Origin of the sequence: Dyadobacter sediminis, assembly GCF_005860765.1 — a bacterium.
GTDB classification, from domain to species: Bacteria; Bacteroidota; Bacteroidia; order Cytophagales; family Spirosomataceae; genus Dyadobacter; species Dyadobacter sediminis.
Map to the genome: position 1 here is coordinate 755575 of NZ_VCEI01000011.1, position 22746 is coordinate 778320.

The following is a 22746-nucleotide window of genomic DNA, read 5'->3' on the forward strand; positions in this document are numbered from 1 at the left end:
GCTTTACAAATTACTCATAATTAGAAATTTATCTTTCCCGCAGCCTGATGCCAAATGCTGAAAGCTGCTGATCCGGGCTTATTACAGATTAAACCGGATTCCGCCCGAAAAATTAGGACTCAGATAAAACGGCCTCGGCAGCAACTCAAGATAAGTTCCGGCCTCGATAAATACCGAAATGCGGTTGTCCGGAATATAATATTCAAACCCGCCGATGGCAGAGCCGCCGAGCGATATATTTTTTTCATAATTCCCGAGCAGGCGTTTCGGATACGACCTGCGGCTGTTGATCTGCCCGCCCAAGCCGTAATAAACATGAACTGCCTCGGAATTGAACAGCGGCGTATGCCATAAATAATGCACCTGAAGAGAAACGCCGGCATTTTTGTAAATTCCTTCATCCCCTCTGTACTTGCGGTCATTGGACAAGATTCCGCCGTACGTTCCGACGGTAATATCCAGCGCATGAATGTTATTGAAGTATTTGCGGATATTTATACCGGTCGGTTCCCCAAGCTTGAAACCGACGGCCCAATTATCATACTGCGCTTGTGCCAATCCAAAATAAAGTGTACAAATAAATGTCAAGGCTAGTTTCTTCATATCAGTAACAGGTAAAATTAGTTGGTTAGAGCTATTATAAAAACCGTACTAGACAGCAACATTCTTCTGCTGGTATTTTTTTAAAGATTCAATCAGGGTCGTGTTTTCTTCCTGCGTACCGATTGTAACTCTGAGGCATCCCTCACAAAGTTGTACTCGGGAACGGTCCCTTACAATGATGGTTTCCTGAATCAGATAATCCATTACGGCCTTTGCATCTTCAAATTGAACCAGCAGAAAATTGGCGTCCGACGGATATACTTTTATCACCAACGCTAGATTTTCCAACATGTTACACAAAGAGGTCCTTTCTTTAAGGATGTCGGCAACCATACGGTCTTTTTTATCAACGGACTGCAATCCTTCCAGCAAGGCTTGCTGCGCGGGCTGACTGATATTGTAAGGCGGTTTGATCTTGTTCAGAATACGGATCAGTTCAACAGATGCAAAGCACATTCCGACCCGGATTCCGGCCAGTCCCCATGCCTTGGAAAAGGTCTGAAGAACAACTAGGTTCGGGTACTGATCCAGATGCTGAATCCACGACGGCGTTTCGGTAAAATCAATATAAGCTTCATCCACAACGACTAAACCGTTGAAATTTACGAGAATGGATTCAATGGCTTCCTGCTGCATGACATTTCCCGTCGGGTTATTGGGCGAGCATATCCAGATGATCTTGGTATCCGGGGTAACAGCGTCCAGTACGGCTTTTACATTAATCTGATAATCAGTGGTCAGTAATACTTTGTCCACTTCAACATCATGAATGGAAGCACTTACTTCATACATTCCGTACGTAGGCGGCATGATGATCACGTGATCTTTCCCGGGCGTGCAGACTGCGCGCGTCAGCAGATCAATGGGTTCGTCACTTCCGTTTCCGAGAAAGATCCTTTCCGTTCCAATGTTTTTCAACGGAGCCAGCTTCTGTTTGATGTCATGCTGGTGCGGATCGGGGTAACGGTTGAAATTCTCCAGAGTAACCGAGCCGTACGGATTTTCATTGGCATCCAGAAAAACACCGACATGCCCCGTGTATTCATCTCTGGCAGAAGAATATGGCGCAAGCGACAAGATGTGCGGACGAAGAATTTTATTTAATTCAAATGTATTACTCATGCTGTAAACGGGCGTTTGCTGAAAACCCTTTTAAATAGATGATGCTAATTAATGGTCTGGAAATTACTGCAGCAAGCTTTCCAGTCTGATACTTACGGCCATTTTATGTGCGTCCAGCGATTCTGCTGCGGCCATGGCCTGCACGGTCGGTCCAATGTTTCTGATCCCTTGTTCCGTAATGCTCTGAACAGTGATTTTTTTCACAAAACTATCCACAGAAACGCCGCTGTATGCTTTTGCATAGCCGTTTGTAGGCAATGTATGGTTGGTTCCGGAAGCATAATCACCGCAGGATTCGGGCGTATAATTGCCCAGAAAAATAGAACCTGCATTGATGATTTTCTCGGAAACCGCTTCTGCATTTTGTATGCTCAAAATCAAATGTTCCGCCGCATACCGATTCAGAAGCAGAATGGCTTCTTCTTGTGACCGCACCAGAATGGCTTTGCTGTTTGCAATGGAGCGCGCGGCCAGTTCTTTTCTTGGCAGTTTTTCAAGCTGCGACTGCAAAGCGGTATTGACAGACTCAAGCAAAGTCAAACTTTCGGAAACCAGAATAACCTGACTGTCCGGTCCGTGCTCCGCCTGTGACAACAGATCGGCTGCCACAAAATCAGGAACGGCGGTATCGTCTGCATAAACGGCTACTTCCGACGGGCCGGCTGGCATATCAATGGCAATGCCTTCCTTGCTGATCAGCATTTTGGCCGTGGTCACATACTGGTTCCCGGGACCGAAAATCTTGTACACTTTCGGTACGCTTTCGGTTCCGTAAGCCATGGCGGCAACCGCCTGCGCACCGCCGATCCGGAACGCTTTGGTAACACCGACCAGTTTGGCTGCGTAAAGAATCGCAGGATGATCCGAAGGCGTACAAAGCACAACTTCCCGGCAGCCGGCAATCTGTGCCGGAATGCCGAGCATCAGTACGGTACTGAACAATGGCGCTGATCCGCCGGGAATGTAAATCCCGACTTTCTCAATTCCCACACTGCGCCGCCAGCATGTGACGCCGGGCATGGTTTCAATTTTTTCGGAAGGCTGAAGCTGTGTTTTGTGAAATGCATATATATTCCGGTAAGCCTGATGAATGGCTTCTTTCAGCTCATGATCCAGTTTTTCTTCTGCCGCCGCCATTTCCGCTTCTGAAAACGCAAGGTCCGAAAGTTCGGTCTGATCAAATTTCCGGGCCAGGATCCTGATTCCCTCGTCGCCCTGTTCTTTCACCTGCGCAAGAATGGGAAGTACTTTTTCTTCAATATCCTTTGCTTCAAAAACAGGCCTTGCCAGTAATGCAGGCCATTGTTCTTTTTCAGGAAATGAAATTATATTCATAAAATAGCAGTCAAATGCATCCGGCGGACAGCCTCATGCATATTACAAAATCATTTTCTCAATCGGTATCACCAGTATGCCTTCCGCACCGGCCTGCCGGATCTTTTCAATATTTTCCCAGAATTCATTTTCATTGATTACCGAATGCAGTGAGCACCAGCCTTCTGTTGCCAGCGGCAGAACAGTCGGGGAACGCATTCCGGGAAGGTATTTAATGATATTTTCAACAGCTTCCGTCGGGCAGTTCAGCAGAATGTATTTATTGTTTTTGGCAACCTGAACCGATTTGATGCGGAACAACAGCTGATCCAGCAGATTTTGCTGAACCTCCGAAAGCTGCTTGCTTGCAATCATAACGGCTTCGGAGCGGAAAATGGTTTCCACTTCCTTCAAACCGTTGCTCAGCAGCGTGCTGCCCGAACTCACAATGTCACAAACGGCATCCGCAAGCCCGATGCTCGGTGCAATTTCCACCGATCCGCTGATTTCATGGATTTGTGCAGAAACGTTGTTTGCCTTTAAATACTGACCCAGTAACCGCGGATAAGTGGTTGCAATGCTTTTTCCTTCCAGATCCTGCACGCCGGTATAATCGTGCTCCCGAAGCACGCCGATGGAAAGCCGGCATTTGGAAAAACCCAGTTTATGAACCGTATCCACATTTCTCGAGGATTCTTCGGAAACATTTTCACCGACAATCCCGAGATGCGCCACGCCGTCTTCAACGTATCCGGGTATATCGTCATCGCGCAGAAAAAGGATTTCGGCAGGAAAGTTGGTGGCGTCGGTTTTCAGTTTTCCGGCCCCGTTATCGAAACGGATGCCGCATTCCTTGATCAGTTTCAGGGAATCTTCGCTTAATCTTCCCGATTTTTGTATGGCAATTCTTAACGTATTATTATTCATATAGTTATACTTCTGTAAACGGCTTTTGGGTCAATTGTCAGGAAAAAAATCAGGAACGTTCGGCAGTCAGCAACGCAATGATGTCGGATGCATTCCGTTTTTGCTGTTCGCCGCTTTTCATGTTTTTCAGTGTCAGCAGGCCCGATTGAATTTCATCCGAACCAATCAGGATCACGAACGGAATATTCTTGCGGTCGGCATAATCCAGCTGCTTTTTCAGTTTTACCGAATCCGGATAAATTTCTGCATTGATCCCGGCATTTCTCAGCTTCGGCAAAACAGACAAACCGTACAAAAACGCTTCTTCATCAAAATTGGAAATCATCACCTGCGTGCTGGTTTTCCGGCTTTCCGGAAAAAGGTTCAGTTCTTCCATCACGTCATAGATCCGGTCAACGCCCAGGGAAATGCCGACGCCCGAGATGCCCGGCACCCCGAAAGTACCCGTCAGATTGTCGTAACGGCCTCCGCCTGAAATACTTCCGATCTGAACGTTATTGGCTTTCACTTCGAATATGGCACCGGTATAATAGGAAAGTCCTCGTGCAAGCGTAACATCAAACTGGATTCTTGCATTTTCCAGTCCGAGCGTTTTCACCAGCTTCCATACCGTTTCCAGCTCGTCAATTCCTTTCATGGCAATTTCAGAACCGGAAAGCCAGTTTTTTAATTCTTTAAAAGGCGCAGTGCCGTCCGAAAGGCTGAAAACAGGTTCCAGTTTTAAAATGCTTTCGCTGGTAAAACCGCGCTGGATCAGTTCTTCTTCCACTTTCTCCTTTCCTATTTTATCCAGTTTGTCAATAGCAACACAAAGCGGTCCTTCCATTCCGTGCGCACCGATCATATCGGCAATGCCGGTCAGGATTTTACGATTATTTATTTTTATCGTAAAATCTTCAATTCCAAGCGCAGGCAAAATATCGTGCAACAGCATAACGATTTCCGCTTCACAAAGCAGCGAATCGGTTCCAACCACATCTGCATCGCATTGGTAAAATTCGCGGTAACGTCCTTTCTGCGGTCTGTCTGCACGCCATACAGGCTGGATCTGGTATCTTTTGAAAGGCATGGCAAGCGTTCCGCGGTTCATGACTACATAACGTGCAAAGGGAACCGTAAGGTCATACCGAAGCCCTTTTTCCGAGATTTTACCGGTTAATGCCTTATAACCTTCGTTCCAGTCGGGGTCTGTCAACTTGCCGCTAAAATCGCCCGAGTTCAGTATTTTAAACAAAAGCTGATCGCCTTCCTCGCCGTATTTGCCCATCAGAACGGACAGGTTTTCGAAAGCAGGCGTTTCCAGCGGGAGAAATCCGTAACGCTGGAAAGCGCGCCGGATCGTATCAAAAATAAAAGTACGTTTTGCCATCTGTTCGGGACCGAAATCTCGGGTTCCGCGGGCAAGGGATGGTTTACTCATTATATATACTGTCAAATATGCGCTGCATCATTGCTGCGGCGTGCCTGAATGTACTAACAAAAACATCAGGCTTTTGCCGGCGTATGTCAGCCTGAAAAGAATGGCGAACACGCCATAGAAACCGTAAAGTTAGGCAGGCAATGCAATATTTGTGATTATTATCTGCATTATTTACGCGGAAATGATTAATTTTGCGGCTCTTTCACAAAACAATATTTTACAATGGGAGTTACGGAATTAAAACGTAAAGGTCGCAGAAACAAGGCAGTAGCAAATAATCGCACAGCGAAAATTAAAGATCTTTTACGCAAACCAGAAGTACGCAACGTTGATGTTGAGGCAATAAAGGCTCAGTTTGAAGCTAATAAAAAATAAGCAAGCCTCTCCGGAATGTTATTCAACTAGTCCCTGTCAATCTGTTTTGGTAGGGCTTTTTGCTTTTTACCGGACTTGGATTTCCCTGAGGATTTGGTGTTTACTTTTCGTAATAACTGACGCATGCTGCGGCGTGCTTCCCGGCGGACGTCCAGCAAAATCCTGAAGCGTAGTGCTTCGCTGAACATAACCAGTCCGCCGTTGATGAGCACAAGGCTGTACAATCCCAGCACAACCCAAACCTGTGCCGGCTCACCGATCCGACGCTGATGCGTAGCTTCGCTGAGTACTGTAAGGCCAAAACTGAACAGCAGCAAACCGCATGGAGCGAGAATCATCCATTTGGTGCGTGTAGACATTTTTTTAATCAGCCTTTTTCCGGGTGGTTTTGGATCAATGGATGGGATCATTTAGTCATCTTTTCCTTGTTATGATCCTAAAATTATTAATTTTTACTCAATAGATTGAATGAAGTCCATTATAAGTTTGGTATTAAGATTTATTCCGCGTCCTTATCTGCAGCTTACCGGACACTGGGTTGCGCGTATGCTTGGTTTGTTTTACACGGGAAATAATGTGGAATGTCCTGTCTGCGAGAGCAAATACCGGAAATTTCTTCCATATGGACGTAATACATCCAGCCGTGAAAATGCCCTCTGCCCGCACTGCCTTTCCCTCGAACGTCACCGGCTGATGGGACTGTACCTGAAAAGGAAAACCAACTTCTTTACTGCAAAGCTGAAAGTGCTGCACGTAGCGCCGGAATACTGCTTTATTGACCGGTTCGAGCAGATGAAAAATCTGGATTACATCACGGCCGACATCGAATCGCCGCTTGCCAAGGTGAAAATGGATATTCACCGGATTCCGTTTCCAGACAATACGTTTGACGTTGCTTTCTGTAATCACGTTATGGAACATGTAGACGATTACATTCTGGCCATGAGCGAACTGCATCGTGTGCTCAAACCCGGCGGATGGGCGCTGATCCAATCACCGCAGGATATGAAATATGCGGTTACTTACGAAGATGCCTCCATTACGGATCCGCGCGAAAGGGAAAAGCACTTTCTGCAGAATGACCATTTAAGGCTGTTTGGAAGAAATTATGGCCGTGAACTGGAAAAAGGCGGTTTTCGTGTGAAAGAAGATCGTTTTGTAATGGACGAACTTTCAAGGGAGGAAGTGGAACGCTATGCCTTGCCGTCGGAAGAGATTGTTTATTTCTGTGAGAAGTAAGATATTGTTTCAGGATGGATATTCGATGGACGCTCCGGTTTCGCGGTGCGTCTTTTTTTCCCATATTCTTTTCCAGCCTTCCTGCAAAAAGCCGGTACCGTAACCAAAAAGCTGAACAAAGGCGGCTGCTATGCTCAGCAATGCCACTTTCGTACTTTCGGTTTTTCTCAATGCATCTATAAACAGTAACAATACATATAAACCGAGCGCACTGATTCCGGCATAAAAAAAAGGTTTGAAAATCAGCAGCCACAGCGGAAGGCTGCATACGCCGAGTGTAAAAAGCAACGGAAATGTATGCACCAGTTTCAGTTCATCGGGATAAAATCGGGCAATGTTGATTCTGGCCCGTCCGAAAAATTTCAGCTGTTTGAAAAACGGGATAAACTTTGTTCTTCTTTTGTGATAAATGAACGCTTCCGAAATCAGTTCGGATTTAAATCCCATGCGTATGGCGCCAATGCTGAACAGAATATCCTCTCCCATTCTGCTCGTCAGAAAACCGTTTGTGCGTTCCCAGACTTTTCTGGAAAGCCCCATATTGAAGCTTCTCGGATGAAAAGTTCCGCCCATATTGTTTTTTTTACCTCGAATTCCGCCTGTTGTAAAGACGGAAGTCATGGAATAACTGATGGCCTTTTGTACAGGCGTAAATGACGGATGATCCGTATCCGGACCGCCGTAAAGATCTACGTAACTTTTGTTCAGCTTGTTTTCGACGATTTGCAAATAGTCCGGCTCGATCAGTGCATCGGAATCCAGCAAAATAAAGTAATCGCCGGAAGCTCTTTCAAAACCGTGATTTCTTGCAAAACCCTGACCGCCGTTTTCTTTGTAATAATACCGTATGTCAAGCTTGTTCTGGAAATTTCTGACAACTTCGTCACACTTTATTCTGGAACCGTCTTCAATGATGATTACCTCAAAGTTCCTGTAAGTCTGCAATGCCAAACATTCCAGCAACTCCTGCAATTCATCGGGACGATTGTAAACCGGAATGATGACGGAATATTTGCGCATTGATTACTGCTGATTTGGTGCTTAGATACTCAGGATTTCTTTAAGGGATTCTTCATTGGCACTGACAATGGTGTCGATATGACCGTCGGTCAATGCTGTTGACAGGAACATGCTTTCAAACTGCGACGGTCCCATGTAAATGCCTTTGTTCAGCATGGCATGGAAATATTTCCCGAAGAGGATCAGATCGGAGGACTTGGCAGCAGAAAAATCGGTTACCGGCTGATCGGTGAAAAACAGCGTGTACATGGAGCCGATCTGGTTGAGGGTATAGTTCAGACCCAGTTTTTGCATGGACGTTCTGAAACCTGAAGCCAGTCTTTTTCCGGCTTCTTCCAGTCTTGTATAAACTTCCGGATGTTCGTTCAGGTAATTCAGCATGGCCAGACCGGCGGCCATCGCAATCGGATTTCCGGAAAGCGTTCCTGCCTGATAGACAGGTCCTGCCGGGGAAACCCAGTTCATGATTTCGGCTTTGCCGCCATAAGCGCCTACGGGCATCCCTCCGCCGATTATTTTCCCCAGCGTTGTCAAGTCCGGCGTTATTCCGAATCTTTCCTGCGCTCCGCCTTTGGATAATCGAAAGCCGGTCATTACTTCATCCAGAATAAGAACGATTCCTTCTTCGTCACAGATTTTGCGCAAGCCCTGCAAAAATCCTTCTTCCGGAAGTACGCAGCCCATGTTTCCTACGACGGGTTCCAGGATCAGTGCTGCTATATGGTTTTTATTCGCGTCAACAAGCTGCTGAACGGCATTCAGATCATTATAGGGTGCGGTCAACGTGTCATTGGCAACGCCTCTGGTTACGCCCGGACTGTCCGGCGTACCAAACGTAACGGCTCCGCTCCCGGCAGCGATCAGAAAGCTGTCGCCATGCCCGTGATAGCAGCCTTCAAACTTGATGATTTTGTCACGTCCTGTAAATCCTCTTGCTACCCGGATGGCCGACATCGTGGCCTCCGTCCCGGAATTCACCATACGTACTTTTTCAATGGAAGGAACCATGCTCACGATCTGCTCGGCCATTTCCACTTCGCGGCGCGTTGGCGCACCGAAAGAAAATGAATGCTGAATCGCGTCCTGAACCGCTTTCTGAATCAGTTCATGCGCATGGCCGAGAATCATCGGGCCCCAGGAATTGATCAGTTCAATGTATTCGTTGCCGTCTTCATCGTAAATGTAAGGGCCTTTTGCCGATTTGATAAAAACCGGAGAACCTCCTACTGCCCGGAATGCGCGTACAGGCGAATTAACGCCACCCGGAATATAATGCTGTGCTTTCTCAAAAAGCTGCTGACTGGTTAAAGTATTCATTTCGTTGATTCAGTTAATTTTACCTGTCTATCGGAACCCATTTGGAACCGTTGAATTTTATTACAGGCGTAATCTGGTTTTCATTGGACCTGGAATAATCGAAGCCGGAAAGCAGGTATTCCTGCCCGCTGTTTCTGCCGGAGCGCAGTCCGCTGCTGAACTTGTCCTTGTAAGTATGCAGCATTCTGGCAAAATACAGCAGCTGATCATAGCCCTGATAAGAATATACGGATGGAAATGTGTTGTTTCTGGCAAAATAATCTTTCTGGAACTGACGGATACTTTCCTTTTCCCGATCCACATAATCCGCATTGATTAGGAACAGTCTGGAACCGTATTTCGAAAGCCTTGATTCCTGCTGATTAAAACTGGTTGAAGTTGCAAGCACCGGAATACTGGAAAGTTTACGACTTTTAAGCACTTCCATGACCATTGTTCCCGTTCCACCGTCCGAAGTAAACAGGGCAACATGCGCCGGTTTCATCGACTCTGCAATCAGAATACTGCTTTCCAGCCATTCCCGGTCAGGCTGGATTTTAATCATTTCCAGCACTTTGCCGCCTTTGCCCGTCCATTCCGCAACATAGGAAAATGCCATAGCTGAATCTTTTGCCGTACTTCCGTAATAAACAGCTGCCGACAAGCCTGAGGACTGTGTCTTGATCCATTGTACTGCTTTTTGCGTCTGAAATGTGACAGAAGGATGTGCAAGGTAAATGCCGGTTGCGGATTTGATCAGATTGCCGTCGGTAGAAAGCGGATTCAGCATGACCATTCCGGAGCGGTTGACAAATTCGGAAGTAACATTAAACGTTTCAGAATACAGCGGGCCTACAACCAGGTCGGATAGCTGGAAATTTTTGTTATCCACAATGGTTTTCATAGACCTGGCATCATTCACAACATCATAAGCCCAGATATTGACCTGAATTCCTTCTGTAGCAAGCAGCTCTCTGGCCATTTCCATACCCAGATAATAATCGTATGCAAACTGGTTTGAACGGCGTTTGGCCGTATTGAATTCATCCAGCCGGAACGGCAGCAATACGGAAACATCCAGATATCCTTTGGTCCACTTGCCTTCAGACCTGGGCGTGCTTCGTTTGCCCGTTTCTTCTGTAACGGCCACTTTCTCCTTTTTACTGAACTTGAACTGCTTCTGAAGCTGCTCGTCCAGGAGCTTATCCGACTGCGTTGCCGACGGGTTATTTTCAATAGCCATGCTCAGGGCCCGTGCAATTTCACGATCGGAAGCATATTGCCTGTGCAGATCTTTCAGAATGGCTATATCACTGATATTTTCAAGATGAAGCTGCTTTAAAGCTGCAACATCTTTATTGAAGGCAGAATCCTTGATTTTCAGAAGATAATCCAGACCTTCCTTGTAACGGCCGTTTTCGAACGCAATCGTGCCAAGCAGATAATACACGTCATTGATCCTGTTCCAGCCGGGATACGAACTCAGCAGCTGCAGGAGCATTTGCTTGCTTTCCGGATACTGTTTCAGCTGATATGCAGAAAGAGCGTAATAATATTGCGAGTAAGTGGAATAAGGTGTTTTCAGATTAGGGTTTGTCAACGGAGAAAGTTTCTCCATCGCAGCGGCATATTTTTCATGCTTATAATCATCTACTGCCGACTTATACCTGCTTTCAGTTTGTGCAATGTTCTGAGCGTTCGTTACATGACAGAAACTGCAAACGGTTATCAGCATCAAAAAAAATATAACTCTCATCAATATAGCGGGTTAAGATTATTTTGACCGGTCAAATTACAAAAACCGTTTAAAGAGAAAAAAACGGGCAATACTTCCTTGCGGAAACATTGCCCTTTATATACTACGAAGTAATAAAACAATTATTTCTTTTTGGTACGTTTCTCGAGTTCAGCCTGCTTCTTTTTAGCTTCTTCGGCAGCCTGCAACGATTTTTCAAGGTACTTCTGAAATTTGGTCTGTTTCTTTTCTCCGTTCGCGTTCTTCTTGCGGTTCTCTTCCAGAATGTTCCGGATCTTGTCTTCGTTTACAAACTTTTTAATAAGCAGCTGTTGCGCAATGGTAACAACATTGGAAACGAAATAATAAAATGTAAGACCTGCCGGAAATGAATTCAGTACAAACATGAACATCAACGGCATGATGTAGCCAAGCACTTTCATATTGACCGGTCCGGGCTGGGTTGGCGTAATCTGGTTGTTATAGTACGCATAACCGATGCTGGAAGCCGTCATCATAACTGTAAAAAGACTGATGTGATTTCCGACCCCGAAAGGAACTGTAAACGGTAGCTTGATGAACGAATCATACGTTGACAAATCACTTGCCCAAAGGAATGACTGCTGCCTCAGTTCTATCAGATTCGGAAACAGGAAAAACAGCGAAAAGAGGATCGGCATCGTAGCCAGCACCGGAATACAGCCACTCAGCGGACTTACGCCGACCTGCTGATACAATTTCATCTGATCCTGCTGCTGCTTGGCCATGTCGTCCGGGTTCTGCTGACGAATCTGTTCCAGTTCCGGCGCAAGCAATTTCATTTTGGCCATGCTGATGTACGACTTGTAAGTAAGCGGTGTAAGCAGCGTTTTGACAAACAACACAAGCAGAATGATCAGAATACCGTAATTGCTGACAAACTTCTCCAGAAAATTAAACAGCGGCACGAGGAAAAACTTGTTGATCGGTTTCAGAAAGGCATAGCCCAAATAGACATTCTGATCAAAATTCTCGGCCTGTACTTTATCGACAAGATGATAATCGTTCGGGCCCAGGAAAAACTGGTAGTTCGCCTCCCCTTTCTGGATTGCTGACATCGGGATGTTTGCCGCAACGTTCATTGTTTTTACAATAGTCGAATCGTTCGGGTTCACGTCCGCACGCATGGCAACGTCGCTGAACGGATGCTTTTGGGCAATCAGACCCGCAAGAAAATACTTGTGCTTGATCGTAAACCATTTTACCGGCTCGGCAGCTTTGGCTTCTTCATTGGCCGTCGGGCTGGTCGGAAGGCTTTGCAGATCGTCCGTAAAGTAATTGATCGTCACCACCTCGCGGTTTTTGTGCATGTCGTTTTCCAGCTGAAGCAGATCATTGTTCCAGTCAAACTGCACCGATTTGTCGCCGAGACCGATTCCATTGCTTTTTATTCCGTAATCAATAACATAACCGCTTCCGTGCACAACATAAGTTTGTTCCACATACTGGTTATTTTTCAGATCGATACGGTACGTAACGATGGCCGAATCTTTTTCAGCCAGCACCTGATCTTTGGAATCAGTTGTAAAAAAACGATCTGTAAGCCTTACATCGCCGGTTTGTGTCGGAAAATCGATACGGAACCGGTTATGGTTTTCGGCGATCAGATACAGCGGTTTGTGGTCAAAGGTTTTGTATTTCTTTAACATCACCTCTTTCATGATACCGCCTTTATTGGAAAAAACGATTCGGGTATCCTGCGTCTCGATGGTCAGATCCTTGGGCGTTTCCTGCGTCACAGCGGCTGAATCGGCTATTCTGGAACCTGATCTGACGGAGTCCGGAACTGTTGATGAAGTAACAGAAGCTTTTGAGTTGTTTTGTTTAACTTGTGCTACAGGTGTTGGTTCCACAGGTTTCGGAACCAGTATCTGATAGCCTATCAGCATTAGCATAATAAGCACTAAGCCGATTATAAAATTTTTATCCATTATTTACTACAATTGTTGAAACAGTTTACCCGAACGGGACGGCAAAGGTAATAAGATTTTCCTTATTGCCCTTTTTAGCTTAATGCATTGATGTGTTTAAAGCCTCTACGGATCTTTTTTCCTGAGAATAAGTCAATGCGGCACTGACGAAATGTACAAAAAGCGGATGCGGGTTCATCACAGTGCTTTTCAGTTCAGGGTGAAACTGAACGCCGACATAGAACGGATGTCCCGGCAGTTCGACCATTTCTACCAGGTTGTTATCGGGATTGATACCGGTGGCCAGCAAACCTTTCTCTTCAAAGTCCTTCAAGTATTTGTTGTTGAATTCGTAGCGGTGACGGTGGCGTTCGCTGATATTGGTTTTACCGTAAATATGGCTTGCCAGCGAATCCTTTTTGATCCTGCACGGATAAGCACCCAGACGCATCGTTCCGCCTTTGTTGGAAATATCCTTCTGATCTTCCATCAAATGGATAACCGGATGATCCGTATTGGTGTCCATTTCCATGGAATGCGCTCCTTCCCAGCCGATGACATTGCGTGCATATTCAATAACGGCCATCTGCATGCCGAGGCATATCCCGAAAAACGGAATCTTGTTTTCACGTACGTACTGGATAGCCGCAATCTTTCCTTCAATGCCTCTTTCTCCAAATCCGGGTGCCACGAGTACGCCGTCCAGGTTTTCCAGCTTTTCAACCGCGTTTTCCGCCGTCAGGTTTTCAGAATGGATCCATTCAATACTTACCTTGCATTCATTGGATGCACCGGCATGAATAAATGATTCCACAATGGATTTGTAAGCGTCATGCAATTCCACATATTTTCCGACAAGCCCGATGCGAACTGAATCAATCGGATTTTTCAGTCTGGACAAAAACATTTTCCATGCATCCAGATCCACGTCTTTGTCGTTGTAAATATCCAGCATATACAATGCGCGCTGATCCAGCCTTTCTTTCAGCATCAGTAACGGAACGGCATAAATGGTGTCCGCGTCCATGGCTTCAATCACCGAATTCACCTGAACATTGCAGAACAAGGCGATTTTCTTGCGGATATCGTAAGGCAAAGGATGCTCGGTGCGACAAACCAGGATATCCGGCTGGATACCCGCTTCCTGCAGCATCCGCACCGAATGCTGTGTCGGCTTGGTTTTCAGTTCACCCGCAGAATTCAGATATGGAATCAACGTCAGATGGATCACGAGTGTGTCGTGCTCTTCCATCTCAAATTTTACCTGACGAACTGCTTCAAGAAAAGGCAGTGATTCAATATCGCCTACGCAACCGCCTATTTCAGTGATTACAATGTCGTAATCACCCGTTTGGCCGAGCAAAAGCATATTCCTTTTCAGTTCGTCCGTAATGTGCGGAACAATCTGAACGGTTTTTCCCAAAAAATCCCCGCGGCGCTCGGCGGTAATGACATTATGATAAATCCGGCCCGTCGTAACGTTGTTGGCCTGCGAAGTGCGAACGTTCAGGAAACGTTCGTAGTGGCCAAGATCCAGGTCTGTTTCGGCTCCGTCGTCCGTTACATAGCATTCGCCATGCTCGTATGGATTCATGGTGCCGGGATCGACATTCAAATATGGATCAAACTTTTGAATCGTGACAGAAAGCCCTCTGGCTTGCAGCAGTTTAGCTAATGATGAGGCAATGATTCCCTTGCCAAGTGAAGATGTTACACCGCCCGTAACGAAAATGTACTTCGCGGTCTTTCGTGCTTTGGAAGCCATAAGACGTTGCTTTTTTTCTATGATTACGGGATACAAAGATACAGGATATCCGGAAGAACTTCAGCAGGCTTTCTTTAAATATTTACAATTTGCACTTTAAGGAGTTGTTGCTCTGGGAGATTGCCTGTTTAATTTTTTGCGCTGAAAATGCCTTTTATCCGTTTAATTCTTATTTTGCGGTATTTGATAGCTTGCAATCACGCCATAAACAGCTTTTGCAGGTGCATTAAAAATCCTTCGTGTCGGTCTTTTCCGTTAAATACTGCCTGGATTAAAATTCTAAACCTAATCTCAATTCCTTTCCGATGAAAATTCTTGTCCTCACCTTTTCCTTGCTGTGTAATTGCCTGGTTTTTGCACAGACGAACAAGCCGCAATCCGGCAATCCTTTAAGAATTATTGTTTTCGGTGCACATCCCGATGACTGTGACCTTGGCGCCGGCGGCGTGGCTTCTATTTATTCTTCTATGGGCCACAAGGTAAAATTTGTTTCGCTTACAAACGGCGACAAGGGACATCAGGAAATCGGCGGCGGCGAACTGGCGAACCGTCGCCTGAAGGAAGCCAAAGAAGCAGCCCGCAGATGGGGAATTGAATACGACGTGCTGGACAACCATGACGGAGAACTTCTACCGACGCTTGAAAACCGCATGACTGTCATCCGTTTGATACGGGAATGGAACGCGGATCTGGTTATTGCACCGCGCACAAACGATTATCATCCCGATCACCGCAATACCGGCGTCATTGTTCAGGATGCAGCTTACTTAGTAATTGTGCCCAATATTGTTAGCAGTACGCCTCCACTGACTAAAAATCCTGTTTTCCTGTACTTCCGCGACCGTTTCCAGCGACCGAACCCTTTCCGCCCGGACATTGCCGTAGATATTACGCAGGCCATTTCCAAAAAAGTAGAAGGGCTTGATGCACACGTTTCCCAATTTTACGAATGGCTTCCATGGACTAATCAGGATCTTGAAAATGTACCGAAAGGTTTGGAAGAAAGGAAAAAATGGCTGCTTGCCGCAACGGAAAAACGCTCTTCTGTAACGCCTGAAATCAAGCTTTCGCTGGATAAACTATACGGCCCGGACAAAGCGGCTGCGATCCGGTTTGTGGAAGTTTTTGAAATCTGTGAATATGGAAAGCAGCCGACAACAGAAGAAATCAAGAGGCTCTTTCCCATGATTCCATAAGTTTTTAGCCTGATAAACCTATTAAATCAAAAAAAGCGCCCGGTTAACCTATTTATCCGGGCGCTTTTAATATTACAAACATTCTAATTTTTCACGAAAGCCGGTCCTTGAAACTTTCATAGCCGTAGGAACGGATCAACTGAAACTGCTGATTTTCCTTCCAGATCCCTATCGAAGGCAGATTGACACCGTTAAAAGTGGTCGTTTTTACCATGGTATAATGGATCATATCTTCAAAAATGATCAGATCGCCTGAATTTAAAGGTTTGTCAAACGAATAATCACCTATAAAGTCACCGGCCAGACAGGTCATCCCGCCGATTCTGTAAGTCGGTTTTCCCTGAACAGGCTCGTGGTATGCACCGGAAATAACGGGCTTGTACGGCATTTCAAGTGTGTCCGGCATGTGTGCGGCAAAGGAGCTGTCCATAATTGCGACATCAATTCCCTGGCTGTCCATAACGTCCAGTACAGTTGTAACCAGCACGCCTGTACGCCATGCAATGGCGGATCCCGGTTCCAGGATGACATCCAGATTATACTTCGCTTTGATGTTGCTAACTAACTTTATTAGTTTGTCGATATCATATCCTTTGCGCGTCATCAGATGTCCTCCGCCCATATTAAGCCATTTGGCCTGTTTCAGCAGATCACCAAATCTGGATTCCAGTGCAGCAAGCGTTCTTTCCAGCGTATCCGAGCCGTTTTCACACAAGGTATGAAAATGGATTCCGTCTATCCCTTCGGGAAGCTGGTCGGGCAACTTGTCGCGTGTTACGCCCAGTCTTGAACCCGGAACACACGGATTGTACATATCCGTTTCCACTTCCGAGTATTGCGGATTGACGCGAATGCCGCATGAAAGTTCGTGTCCGGGATTAGCCGATCTGAAATTTTCCACCCGTTCCCGGAACCTTTCCCACTGGCTTAACGAATTGAATGTAATATGGCTGCTCCTTTCCATGATTTCCTGAAACTCCTGCTCCGGATAAGCCGGCATGTAGGTATGCGCCGGACAACCCATATAATCATTGATGAGCTTCACTTCATTGAGCGAACTTGCCGTAGCGCCTTCCAGATATTCCCTTACAATCGGAAAGGCACTGAACATGGAAAAACCCTTTAATGCCAGTATGATTTTACAGCCGGCTGCTTGCTGTACCGAATCGATCAGGCGAAGGTTTTTACGCAGCAGAGCTTCTTCCAGAACAAAACAGGGCGATGGTATTTGGCTATAGTCGATGGGCATTTTAATATTGAATGATGAATAAAACAGCTGGAATGTAATGTTTATCTAATTTTGTACACAAAAATACCGGTTTGAGTTTCTAAAATCACGATGAAATTTTAATTAACAACACAGTTCACCTTATGTCCTTTCTTGTTTTAGATATAGAAATGACCGGTCCGGAACCGGGCTGGAATGAAATCATACAGATTGGCGCCGAGTTCTTCGACGAGCAATGGCGCTCGCTCGGAACTTATCTGCAGAATGTTTATCCGGAAAATGAAGAAGCTTTTTCGACCAAATCGGAAGAAGTACACGGACTTTCGCTGGACGATCTGGAAGATGCGCCGATGATTTATGATGTTCTGCCGGAATTTGAACGCTGGATCAAGAAAATGAACGCCGGCAAACCCAACTTTTCAAATGTCATCATTTGCGGACAAAGTGTTATCAACGACATCAACTTTCTGCGGTTTGCTTACCGCCATGAAAAAATGAAATGGGGTTTTTCCAATAAAATGATTGATCTGCATACGGTTTCCTACCTGTTTTTTCAAATTCTGGAAAAGAACGGCAAAAATGTGCCGCGTTCGCTGAGCCTGGGTTCCGTAGCCTCCTATTTCGGTTTTGAGCGTGAGGAAGAAACGCATAATGCGCTGGAAGATGCAAGATTAACGGCCAAATGCTTCAAAGAATTCTTCAAATTGATTGATAATGTAAAACTGGTATGATCGATTACAATCCGAAGGAATGGTTCCGTTATATTTTCTACTTTCAAAAAGCGGATACGGTCAGGAAACTGAGCCCGCTTATCATCACCATCGGCGTGTATTCGGCCGTAGTGGCGTATCTGATCCTGATTCACTGGAATCTGGGCCAAAATACGGACCTGAAGAACATTTCGCTGATGCATTCGCTACTCGGATTTGTCATTTCCATGCTGCTCGTTTTCCGGACAAACACTGCTTACGACCGCTGGTGGGAAGGACGCAAGCAATGGGGTTCTCTGATGAACAGCAGCCGGAACCTGGCTTTGAAAGTCGATGCAATGCTGGGAAATGACAATGAAAAAGAACGTGCGTTTTTCCGGATCATGATCCCGAATTTCGCATTTTCACTAAGGAACCATTTGCTGAACCGGTACAGACCGGAAGACTTGACCGATACCGAACTTTTTACCAGAAATGACCTGCACGTTCAGGAACATATTCCGAACCAGATTGCCGCGGCTATATTTGGCAAAGTCATCGAACTGCAGAAAAAGAATGTTTTACTTCCGGAACATACGATATTGCTAAACCACGAACTGGAATCTTTTACCAATATCACAGGTGCCTGCGAACGCATCAAGAACACGCCTATTCCTTTGTCTTACAGTTCTTTCATCAAAAAATTTATTTTTACGTACTGCCTTACCTTGCCGATTGGCTATGTTTTCAGCCTGCATTTTCTGGTAATTCCGTTTGTGATGTTTGTCTTTTATATCCTGGCGAGTCTGGAAGTAATTGCTGAAGAAATCGAAGATCCGTTTGGTGAAGACAGCAACGATCTGCCGATCGAAAGGATCTGCCTCGGAATACGCAATTCGGTATATGCGCTGCTGAAATGACCCTATTTATTAGAGATTGGTTAGAAAAGAATTACAAAGTCATTAAATTTTTATTTTTTTCATTTTTCCTGCTTGCATGCGTTTAACACGCGTTTTTGGATTAAAAACAGGTTCTGTATAAAAGTCGGTTCGTTTCTGAATCTGTAATTGTAAGAAATGAAAATTTACAGTTGGAAAATTGCGATTTTTAAACCTGAATTCTGAAAACTTGCATTTTCAGTAAAAAACCAGCGATTAAACTCAATTGTAAAAAAGTTGTTACTTCATGTATCCAGATATGGATTAATCCATTAATGAAAGTAAAAGATTGCAACCATGAAAAAAGCAACTGTATTATCAGCGTTGATTTTGGCAGCAGGTTTGTTTTCCATGCAGGCAAAATCGCAATCCATTGTTGATCCAGGCGTATCGGTTCACAATTATAAACATCCCAATAAAGCGGCAAAAGCAAAGGCGCTTGAAGCAGACAGAAACACGGTCCGGGTTCCAAGCATGGGCACGGTTGAAAGATACAGCAAGCAGCAGCACCGCCAGCATATCAGTACGACGCCCAAATATGCGCCTCGTCCGGCTGCATTAGTAGTTACACGAAGGTATAATGTGGAAGGAATTGAAATCAATCCGCTGAATTCTCCGAGAAATTACAAAACCCCGCATAGCAAGGTCAAAGTTGCGAATTCGGAAATCGCAGATTACCACAAAAATTCAGACAAAACCATTTACCCGACCGTGGACTGAATCTTGTGACTTTTTTTTATGCTAAGCCGGCCTGTGCCGGCTTTTCTGTTTCACAGACTTTCAAATCAAGGTATGCGTTGAATATTACAATCGGTAAGATCGCACCACCCAGTTCAGGAAAGCTGGATCCACAAACTACATTGTACATTCAACCAGCTGGGTATACTCAAAATCAAATCCTAATAATAGTAATAAGGTTGAATATAACCGTTCAGACAATCTGCAACTTCATCTTTGTTTTGCATCGTTCAAAGCATACTGCTGCTTAAAATAACTCAATGTTTCATTTCATCGTGATAACAAGTTTTCGGATCTATTTAAATTGCATGAATATTATAGCTGAATGTTTGAAAACCATATTTCCAGTAACGGATCGGACTTGTAATTTTTGAAAGACAAGTACAAAATACACAGAATAACTTGGTTATAGAAATCAAGTCACTTCTACCATTAAAATCATTAAACTTCGCTTTTTTCCTGAACCGTCCAATCCTTGCACAAACCATTTGGCCTGCAGACCGGGGCATTTCAGCGCATAACTATAAACAGCCCGGCAAAGCGGCCGTTCAGCATTGCTGAAATCCGGACGAAAAGATTCTTTTGTGGCTGCGCTCTAAACAGGCGAAGCAACTTTAATCACTTATATCCGAAAAAGTATAACAATAATAAGTACAGCAAATACTTAACGACATTTTAACATCATACTGTTGCCGGGGATATTTGAATTTCATAATTTCATCCTATGATACCGAGCGAAAGCATAGAACATTTTTATCAGACACATCCTGCGGCAAAAGGATCTGCAGGTCCGAATAATGTGACTGGGGATGAGGGACATTTCAATGTTTTCTCAAGGGTATTCTGCAGCAAGTATACTTCCTACTCAAGAAGGGATTTTTATAAAATTTCACTCATTATCGGCAAAGGCAGGCTTTCTTACGGAAATCACCAGATCGAAATCAATCAGAATGCACTTGTATTTTTTAACCGGAATGTACCGTATTCCTGGCAGGCAGTTTCCGAGGAACAAACGGGTTATTTCTGCCTTTTTACAGACAGTTTTCTGAATACGATCCATCGTTCGAAAACAGTCAGCGACTGCCCTATTCTTCGCAGCGACAGCATTCCGGTTTATTTTGTCACGCAGGAACAGCAGGATTATCTGCTGGGCATATTCAGGAAAATGTACGAAGACAATGAATCCAGTTACATTCACAAATATGATCTCATGCGTAATTACGTGAATGTAATCGCGCACGAAGCCATGAAAATGCAGCCTTCGGAACTCAATAACGCATATGTCAACGGTTCCGAAAGATTATCTTCTCTTTTTTACGAATTGCTTGAAAGACAGTTTCCCATCGAATCGCCGGAACACAAACTGAAACTGAAAACAGCCAAGGATTATGCGGCCAAGCTGGGCGTGCACGTAAATCACCTGAACCGCACACTGAAGGAAATTTCAGGCAAAACCACTACGGAACATATTATAGAGCGCATTCTGGCACAATCCAAAATCATGCTGCGCCATTCCAACTGGAGCATTGCCGAAATTGCCTTTTGCCTGGGTTTTGAATATCCGGCCTATTTTAACAATCTTTTTAAAAAACAAATCGGGGTTACGCCCAAATCTTACCGCATACACGAACGGTAGATATTTGAATTTTATAGTTTATTGTTTGAAGTAATGAATCTTTGCCCCGTTTTCACGATTACCTTTGTACAATGATTTAAAGAATGCCCGAATGCAGAATGTGCAGTATTCAAACCGCCATTCTAAATTCCAATTACGATCTATATGTGGAATAAACCTAAACCCAGCCTGCTCCTTTTTACAATGTTGTTTTCTTTAAGCCTTTCCTTGTCAGCGCAGGTACTGACTCTGAATGAAGCGGTTGAAACGGCTCTTGTCAATTACGGAACCATCAAGGCCAAGAATAATTACCTGAGTGCGTCAAAAGCCACGTTACAGCAAAGCAAAAAGGAATACTTGCCCAATCTGAATTTATCCGCACAACAGGATTACGGCACGGTCAACGGCCAGAACGGTCCGCTTTACGGAATGGGCTTGTCAGTGGCTTCTTCCGGTCTGCCGCTTCCGCAGCAAAACTGGAATGCTGCATTCGGTGCGCTGTATCTGACCAATGTAAACTGGGACTTTTTTGCTTTTGGACGCGCCAGAGAGCGTATCCATGTTTCAGCATCCATTGTAGAACGTGATCTGAGCGATCTGGAACAGGAAAAATTTCAGCATAGCATCCGCGTGGCAGGCGCGTATCTGAATCTACTCGTTGCACAAAGGCTTACGCAATCGTGGGAAAACAATTTTGAAAGAGCTGCTGCATTAAAAAATGTGGTTGCCACGCGCGCGAAAAACGGGCTGATACCCGGCGTGGATTCGTCTCTGGCCAATGCGGAGGTTTCCAATGCAAAAATCAGCATTACGCAGGCAAGGGATTTCGAGCAGGAACAAGCCAGCGTACTGGCCCGTTTGATGGGGATTACCAATCAGCAATTTACGCTGGATACACTTTTTATCACCAAAATGCCGCAGTCCATTGATGATTCCGCTACGGTTTCCAAAAACCATCCGCTGCTGAAATATTATTCAAACCGGGTGGCCGTGAGCAATCAGCAGGCGAGGTATTTTCAGACACTCGGGCTTCCGGTTTTTTCGCTTTTCGGCGTTTTCCAGGGCCGCGGCGCCGGCTTTTCTTCTACTTACGCTACGGATCAGCATGCTTACACGCAGAATTATTTCGAGGGCATCAAGCCGGTAAGAGCCAATTATTTGCTCGGGATCGGAGCAACATGGAATATGACCAATTTGCTACGGACGCGCCAGCAGGTTTTATCGCAGGAATTTATATCGAGTGCCCTGAAAGAAGAATATCAGGTAATAGACCAGCAGATTCAAAACCAGCTTATCCTTTCCGGAAATAAAATCAGAAATGCTGTTGCCAATTTCCGTGAAGCACCAATTCAGGTACAATCGGCATCGGATGCTTATCTGCAGAAAAGTGTTCTGTACAAAAACGGTCTGAGCAATATTGTAGACCTTACGCAGGCGCTTTATATCCTTAACCGTGCTGAAACCAACCGCGACATTGCATTGAGCAATCTCTGGCAGGCCTTGTTGCTGAAAGCAGCCGCAGCCGGGGATTTCGGTCTGTTCCTGAACCAGTAATACACACCTCCTTTACTGAATTA

General features: G+C 45.1%; 20 protein-coding genes. 8 read left to right on the forward strand and 12 right to left on the reverse strand.

Going from position 1 to position 22746, the window contains the following annotated elements; genetic code table 11:
- Positions 1 to 81 precede the first annotated feature (81 nt).
- The 5 genes from FEM55_RS03910 to hisS form a co-directional block, all read right to left on the reverse strand.
- Positions 82 to 603, reverse strand: a complete 522-nt coding sequence (locus tag FEM55_RS03910) for a hypothetical protein (protein ID WP_138279988.1) — start codon at positions 601 to 603, stop codon at positions 82 to 84.
- Between the two features lie 48 nt (positions 604 to 651).
- Complete coding sequence (gene hisC / locus FEM55_RS03915) at positions 652 to 1725, reverse strand: histidinol-phosphate transaminase (protein WP_138279989.1); 1074 nt, start codon at positions 1723 to 1725, stop codon at positions 652 to 654.
- 63 nt (positions 1726 to 1788) lie between these two features.
- Positions 1789 to 3060 (reverse strand): histidinol dehydrogenase, encoded by a 1272-nt coding sequence (hisD, locus tag FEM55_RS03920; protein ID WP_138279990.1) that lies wholly within the window; start codon positions 3058 to 3060, stop codon positions 1789 to 1791.
- 42 nt (positions 3061 to 3102) lie between these two features.
- Positions 3103 to 3966, reverse strand: a complete 864-nt coding sequence (gene hisG / locus FEM55_RS03925) for an ATP phosphoribosyltransferase (protein ID WP_138279991.1) — start codon at positions 3964 to 3966, stop codon at positions 3103 to 3105.
- 49 nt (positions 3967 to 4015) lie between these two features.
- Positions 4016 to 5386 (reverse strand): histidine--tRNA ligase, encoded by a 1371-nt coding sequence (gene hisS, locus FEM55_RS03930; RefSeq protein WP_138279992.1) that lies wholly within the window; start codon positions 5384 to 5386, stop codon positions 4016 to 4018.
- Between the two features lie 222 nt (positions 5387 to 5608).
- On the opposite strand from hisS, the gene FEM55_RS24855 reads away from it, so the two are divergent.
- Positions 5609 to 5761 (forward strand): hypothetical protein, encoded by a 153-nt coding sequence (locus FEM55_RS24855; RefSeq protein ID WP_166444435.1) that lies wholly within the window; start codon positions 5609 to 5611, stop codon positions 5759 to 5761.
- 26 nt (positions 5762 to 5787) lie between these two features.
- Here the strand turns inward: FEM55_RS24855 and FEM55_RS03935 are convergent, their stop codons facing one another.
- The gene (locus FEM55_RS03935; protein WP_229209079.1) at positions 5788 to 6171 is read right to left on the reverse strand and encodes a hypothetical protein; all 384 of its coding nucleotides are present in this window, start codon (positions 6169 to 6171) and stop codon (positions 5788 to 5790) included.
- Between the two features lie 58 nt (positions 6172 to 6229).
- Here FEM55_RS03935 and FEM55_RS03940 point away from each other — a divergent pair, with 58 nt between their 5' ends.
- On the forward strand, positions 6230 to 7000 hold the full coding sequence (locus FEM55_RS03940; protein ID WP_138279993.1) for a class I SAM-dependent methyltransferase: 771 nt from the start codon (positions 6230 to 6232) through the stop codon (positions 6998 to 7000).
- 9 nt (positions 7001 to 7009) lie between these two features.
- Here the strand turns inward: FEM55_RS03940 and FEM55_RS03945 are convergent, their stop codons facing one another.
- The 5 genes from FEM55_RS03945 to pyrG all read right to left on the reverse strand — a co-directional run bounded on the left by FEM55_RS03945 (position 7010) and on the right by pyrG (position 14765).
- On the reverse strand, positions 7010 to 8020 hold the full coding sequence (locus tag FEM55_RS03945) for a glycosyltransferase family 2 protein (protein WP_138279994.1): 1011 nt from the start codon (positions 8018 to 8020) through the stop codon (positions 7010 to 7012).
- 21 nt (positions 8021 to 8041) lie between these two features.
- Positions 8042 to 9337, reverse strand: a complete 1296-nt coding sequence (gene hemL / locus FEM55_RS03950) for a glutamate-1-semialdehyde 2,1-aminomutase (protein ID WP_138279995.1) — start codon at positions 9335 to 9337, stop codon at positions 8042 to 8044.
- 19 nt (positions 9338 to 9356) lie between these two features.
- Entirely contained in the window at positions 9357 to 11072 is a 1716-nt protein-coding gene (locus FEM55_RS03955) for an ABC transporter substrate-binding protein (RefSeq protein ID WP_138279996.1), read from the reverse strand.
- 122 nt (positions 11073 to 11194) lie between these two features.
- Positions 11195 to 13021, reverse strand: coding sequence for a membrane protein insertase YidC (gene yidC, locus FEM55_RS03960; protein ID WP_138279997.1), 1827 nt, complete (start codon positions 13019 to 13021; stop codon positions 11195 to 11197).
- Between the two features lie 79 nt (positions 13022 to 13100).
- The gene (pyrG, locus tag FEM55_RS03965; protein ID WP_138279998.1) at positions 13101 to 14765 is read right to left on the reverse strand and encodes a CTP synthase; all 1665 of its coding nucleotides are present in this window, start codon (positions 14763 to 14765) and stop codon (positions 13101 to 13103) included.
- 305 nt (positions 14766 to 15070) lie between these two features.
- Between pyrG and FEM55_RS03970 the strand changes: the two genes are divergently transcribed.
- Positions 15071 to 15961 (forward strand): PIG-L deacetylase family protein, encoded by an 891-nt coding sequence (locus FEM55_RS03970; protein ID WP_138279999.1) that lies wholly within the window; start codon positions 15071 to 15073, stop codon positions 15959 to 15961.
- Between the two features lie 91 nt (positions 15962 to 16052).
- Here FEM55_RS03970 and nspC read toward each other — a convergent pair whose 3' ends face one another.
- The gene (gene nspC, locus FEM55_RS03975; protein WP_138280000.1) at positions 16053 to 17210 is read right to left on the reverse strand and encodes a carboxynorspermidine decarboxylase; all 1158 of its coding nucleotides are present in this window, start codon (positions 17208 to 17210) and stop codon (positions 16053 to 16055) included.
- 122 nt (positions 17211 to 17332) lie between these two features.
- Here nspC and FEM55_RS03980 point away from each other — a divergent pair, with 122 nt between their 5' ends.
- From FEM55_RS03980 to FEM55_RS04000, 5 genes are all read left to right on the forward strand, one after another.
- The gene (locus FEM55_RS03980) at positions 17333 to 17920 is read left to right on the forward strand and encodes a 3'-5' exonuclease (protein WP_138280001.1); all 588 of its coding nucleotides are present in this window, start codon (positions 17333 to 17335) and stop codon (positions 17918 to 17920) included.
- Positions 17917 to 18798 carry a bestrophin family protein gene (locus FEM55_RS03985; RefSeq protein WP_138280002.1) on the forward strand — a complete coding sequence of 294 codons (882 nt, stop codon included), beginning with the start codon at positions 17917 to 17919 and terminating at the stop codon, positions 18796 to 18798. The genes FEM55_RS03980 and FEM55_RS03985 overlap by 4 nt, the downstream gene beginning before the upstream one ends.
- 315 nt (positions 18799 to 19113) lie before the next feature.
- Positions 19114 to 19536 (forward strand): hypothetical protein, encoded by a 423-nt coding sequence (locus tag FEM55_RS03990; RefSeq protein ID WP_138280003.1) that lies wholly within the window; start codon positions 19114 to 19116, stop codon positions 19534 to 19536.
- 742 nt (positions 19537 to 20278) lie between these two features.
- Positions 20279 to 21190, forward strand: coding sequence for a helix-turn-helix domain-containing protein (locus FEM55_RS03995; RefSeq protein ID WP_138280004.1), 912 nt, complete (start codon positions 20279 to 20281; stop codon positions 21188 to 21190).
- A gap of 183 nt (positions 21191 to 21373) precedes the next feature.
- Complete coding sequence (locus tag FEM55_RS04000; RefSeq protein ID WP_229209080.1) at positions 21374 to 22723, forward strand: TolC family protein; 1350 nt, start codon at positions 21374 to 21376, stop codon at positions 22721 to 22723.
- The last annotated feature ends 23 nt before the right edge of the window (positions 22724 to 22746 follow it).

Coding starts and splice junctions, on each gene's coding strand:
- hisG (WP_138279991.1), bottom strand. CDS start 3,966: ATGAATAATAATACGTTAAGAATTGCCATACAAAAATCGGGAAGATTA.
- FEM55_RS03980 (WP_138280001.1), top strand. CDS start 17,333: ATGTCCTTTCTTGTTTTAGATATAGAAATGACCGGTCCGGAACCGGGC.
- FEM55_RS03935 (WP_229209079.1), bottom strand. CDS start 6,171: ATGATCCCATCCATTGATCCAAAACCACCCGGAAAAAGGCTGATTAAA.
- hemL (WP_138279995.1), bottom strand. CDS start 9,337: ATGAATACTTTAACCAGTCAGCAGCTTTTTGAGAAAGCACAGCATTAT.
- FEM55_RS04000 (WP_229209080.1), top strand. CDS start 21,374: ATGTTGTTTTCTTTAAGCCTTTCCTTGTCAGCGCAGGTACTGACTCTG.
- FEM55_RS03955 (WP_138279996.1), bottom strand. CDS start 11,072: ATGAGAGTTATATTTTTTTTGATGCTGATAACCGTTTGCAGTTTCTGT.
- pyrG (WP_138279998.1), bottom strand. CDS start 14,765: ATGGCTTCCAAAGCACGAAAGACCGCGAAGTACATTTTCGTTACGGGC.
- hisS (WP_138279992.1), bottom strand. CDS start 5,386: ATGAGTAAACCATCCCTTGCCCGCGGAACCCGAGATTTCGGTCCCGAA.
- yidC (WP_138279997.1), bottom strand. CDS start 13,021: ATGGATAAAAATTTTATAATCGGCTTAGTGCTTATTATGCTAATGCTG.
- FEM55_RS03990 (WP_138280003.1), top strand. CDS start 19,114: ATGAAAAAAGCAACTGTATTATCAGCGTTGATTTTGGCAGCAGGTTTG.
- hisC (WP_138279989.1), bottom strand. CDS start 1,725: ATGAGTAATACATTTGAATTAAATAAAATTCTTCGTCCGCACATCTTG.
- hisD (WP_138279990.1), bottom strand. CDS start 3,060: ATGAATATAATTTCATTTCCTGAAAAAGAACAATGGCCTGCATTACTG.
- FEM55_RS03945 (WP_138279994.1), bottom strand. CDS start 8,020: ATGCGCAAATATTCCGTCATCATTCCGGTTTACAATCGTCCCGATGAA.
- FEM55_RS03940 (WP_138279993.1), top strand. CDS start 6,230: ATGAAGTCCATTATAAGTTTGGTATTAAGATTTATTCCGCGTCCTTAT.
- FEM55_RS03985 (WP_138280002.1), top strand. CDS start 17,917: ATGATCGATTACAATCCGAAGGAATGGTTCCGTTATATTTTCTACTTT.
- FEM55_RS03970 (WP_138279999.1), top strand. CDS start 15,071: ATGAAAATTCTTGTCCTCACCTTTTCCTTGCTGTGTAATTGCCTGGTT.
- FEM55_RS03995 (WP_138280004.1), top strand. CDS start 20,279: ATGATACCGAGCGAAAGCATAGAACATTTTTATCAGACACATCCTGCG.
- FEM55_RS03910 (WP_138279988.1), bottom strand. CDS start 603: ATGAAGAAACTAGCCTTGACATTTATTTGTACACTTTATTTTGGATTG.
- nspC (WP_138280000.1), bottom strand. CDS start 17,210: ATGCCCATCGACTATAGCCAAATACCATCGCCCTGTTTTGTTCTGGAA.
- FEM55_RS24855 (WP_166444435.1), top strand. CDS start 5,609: ATGGGAGTTACGGAATTAAAACGTAAAGGTCGCAGAAACAAGGCAGTA.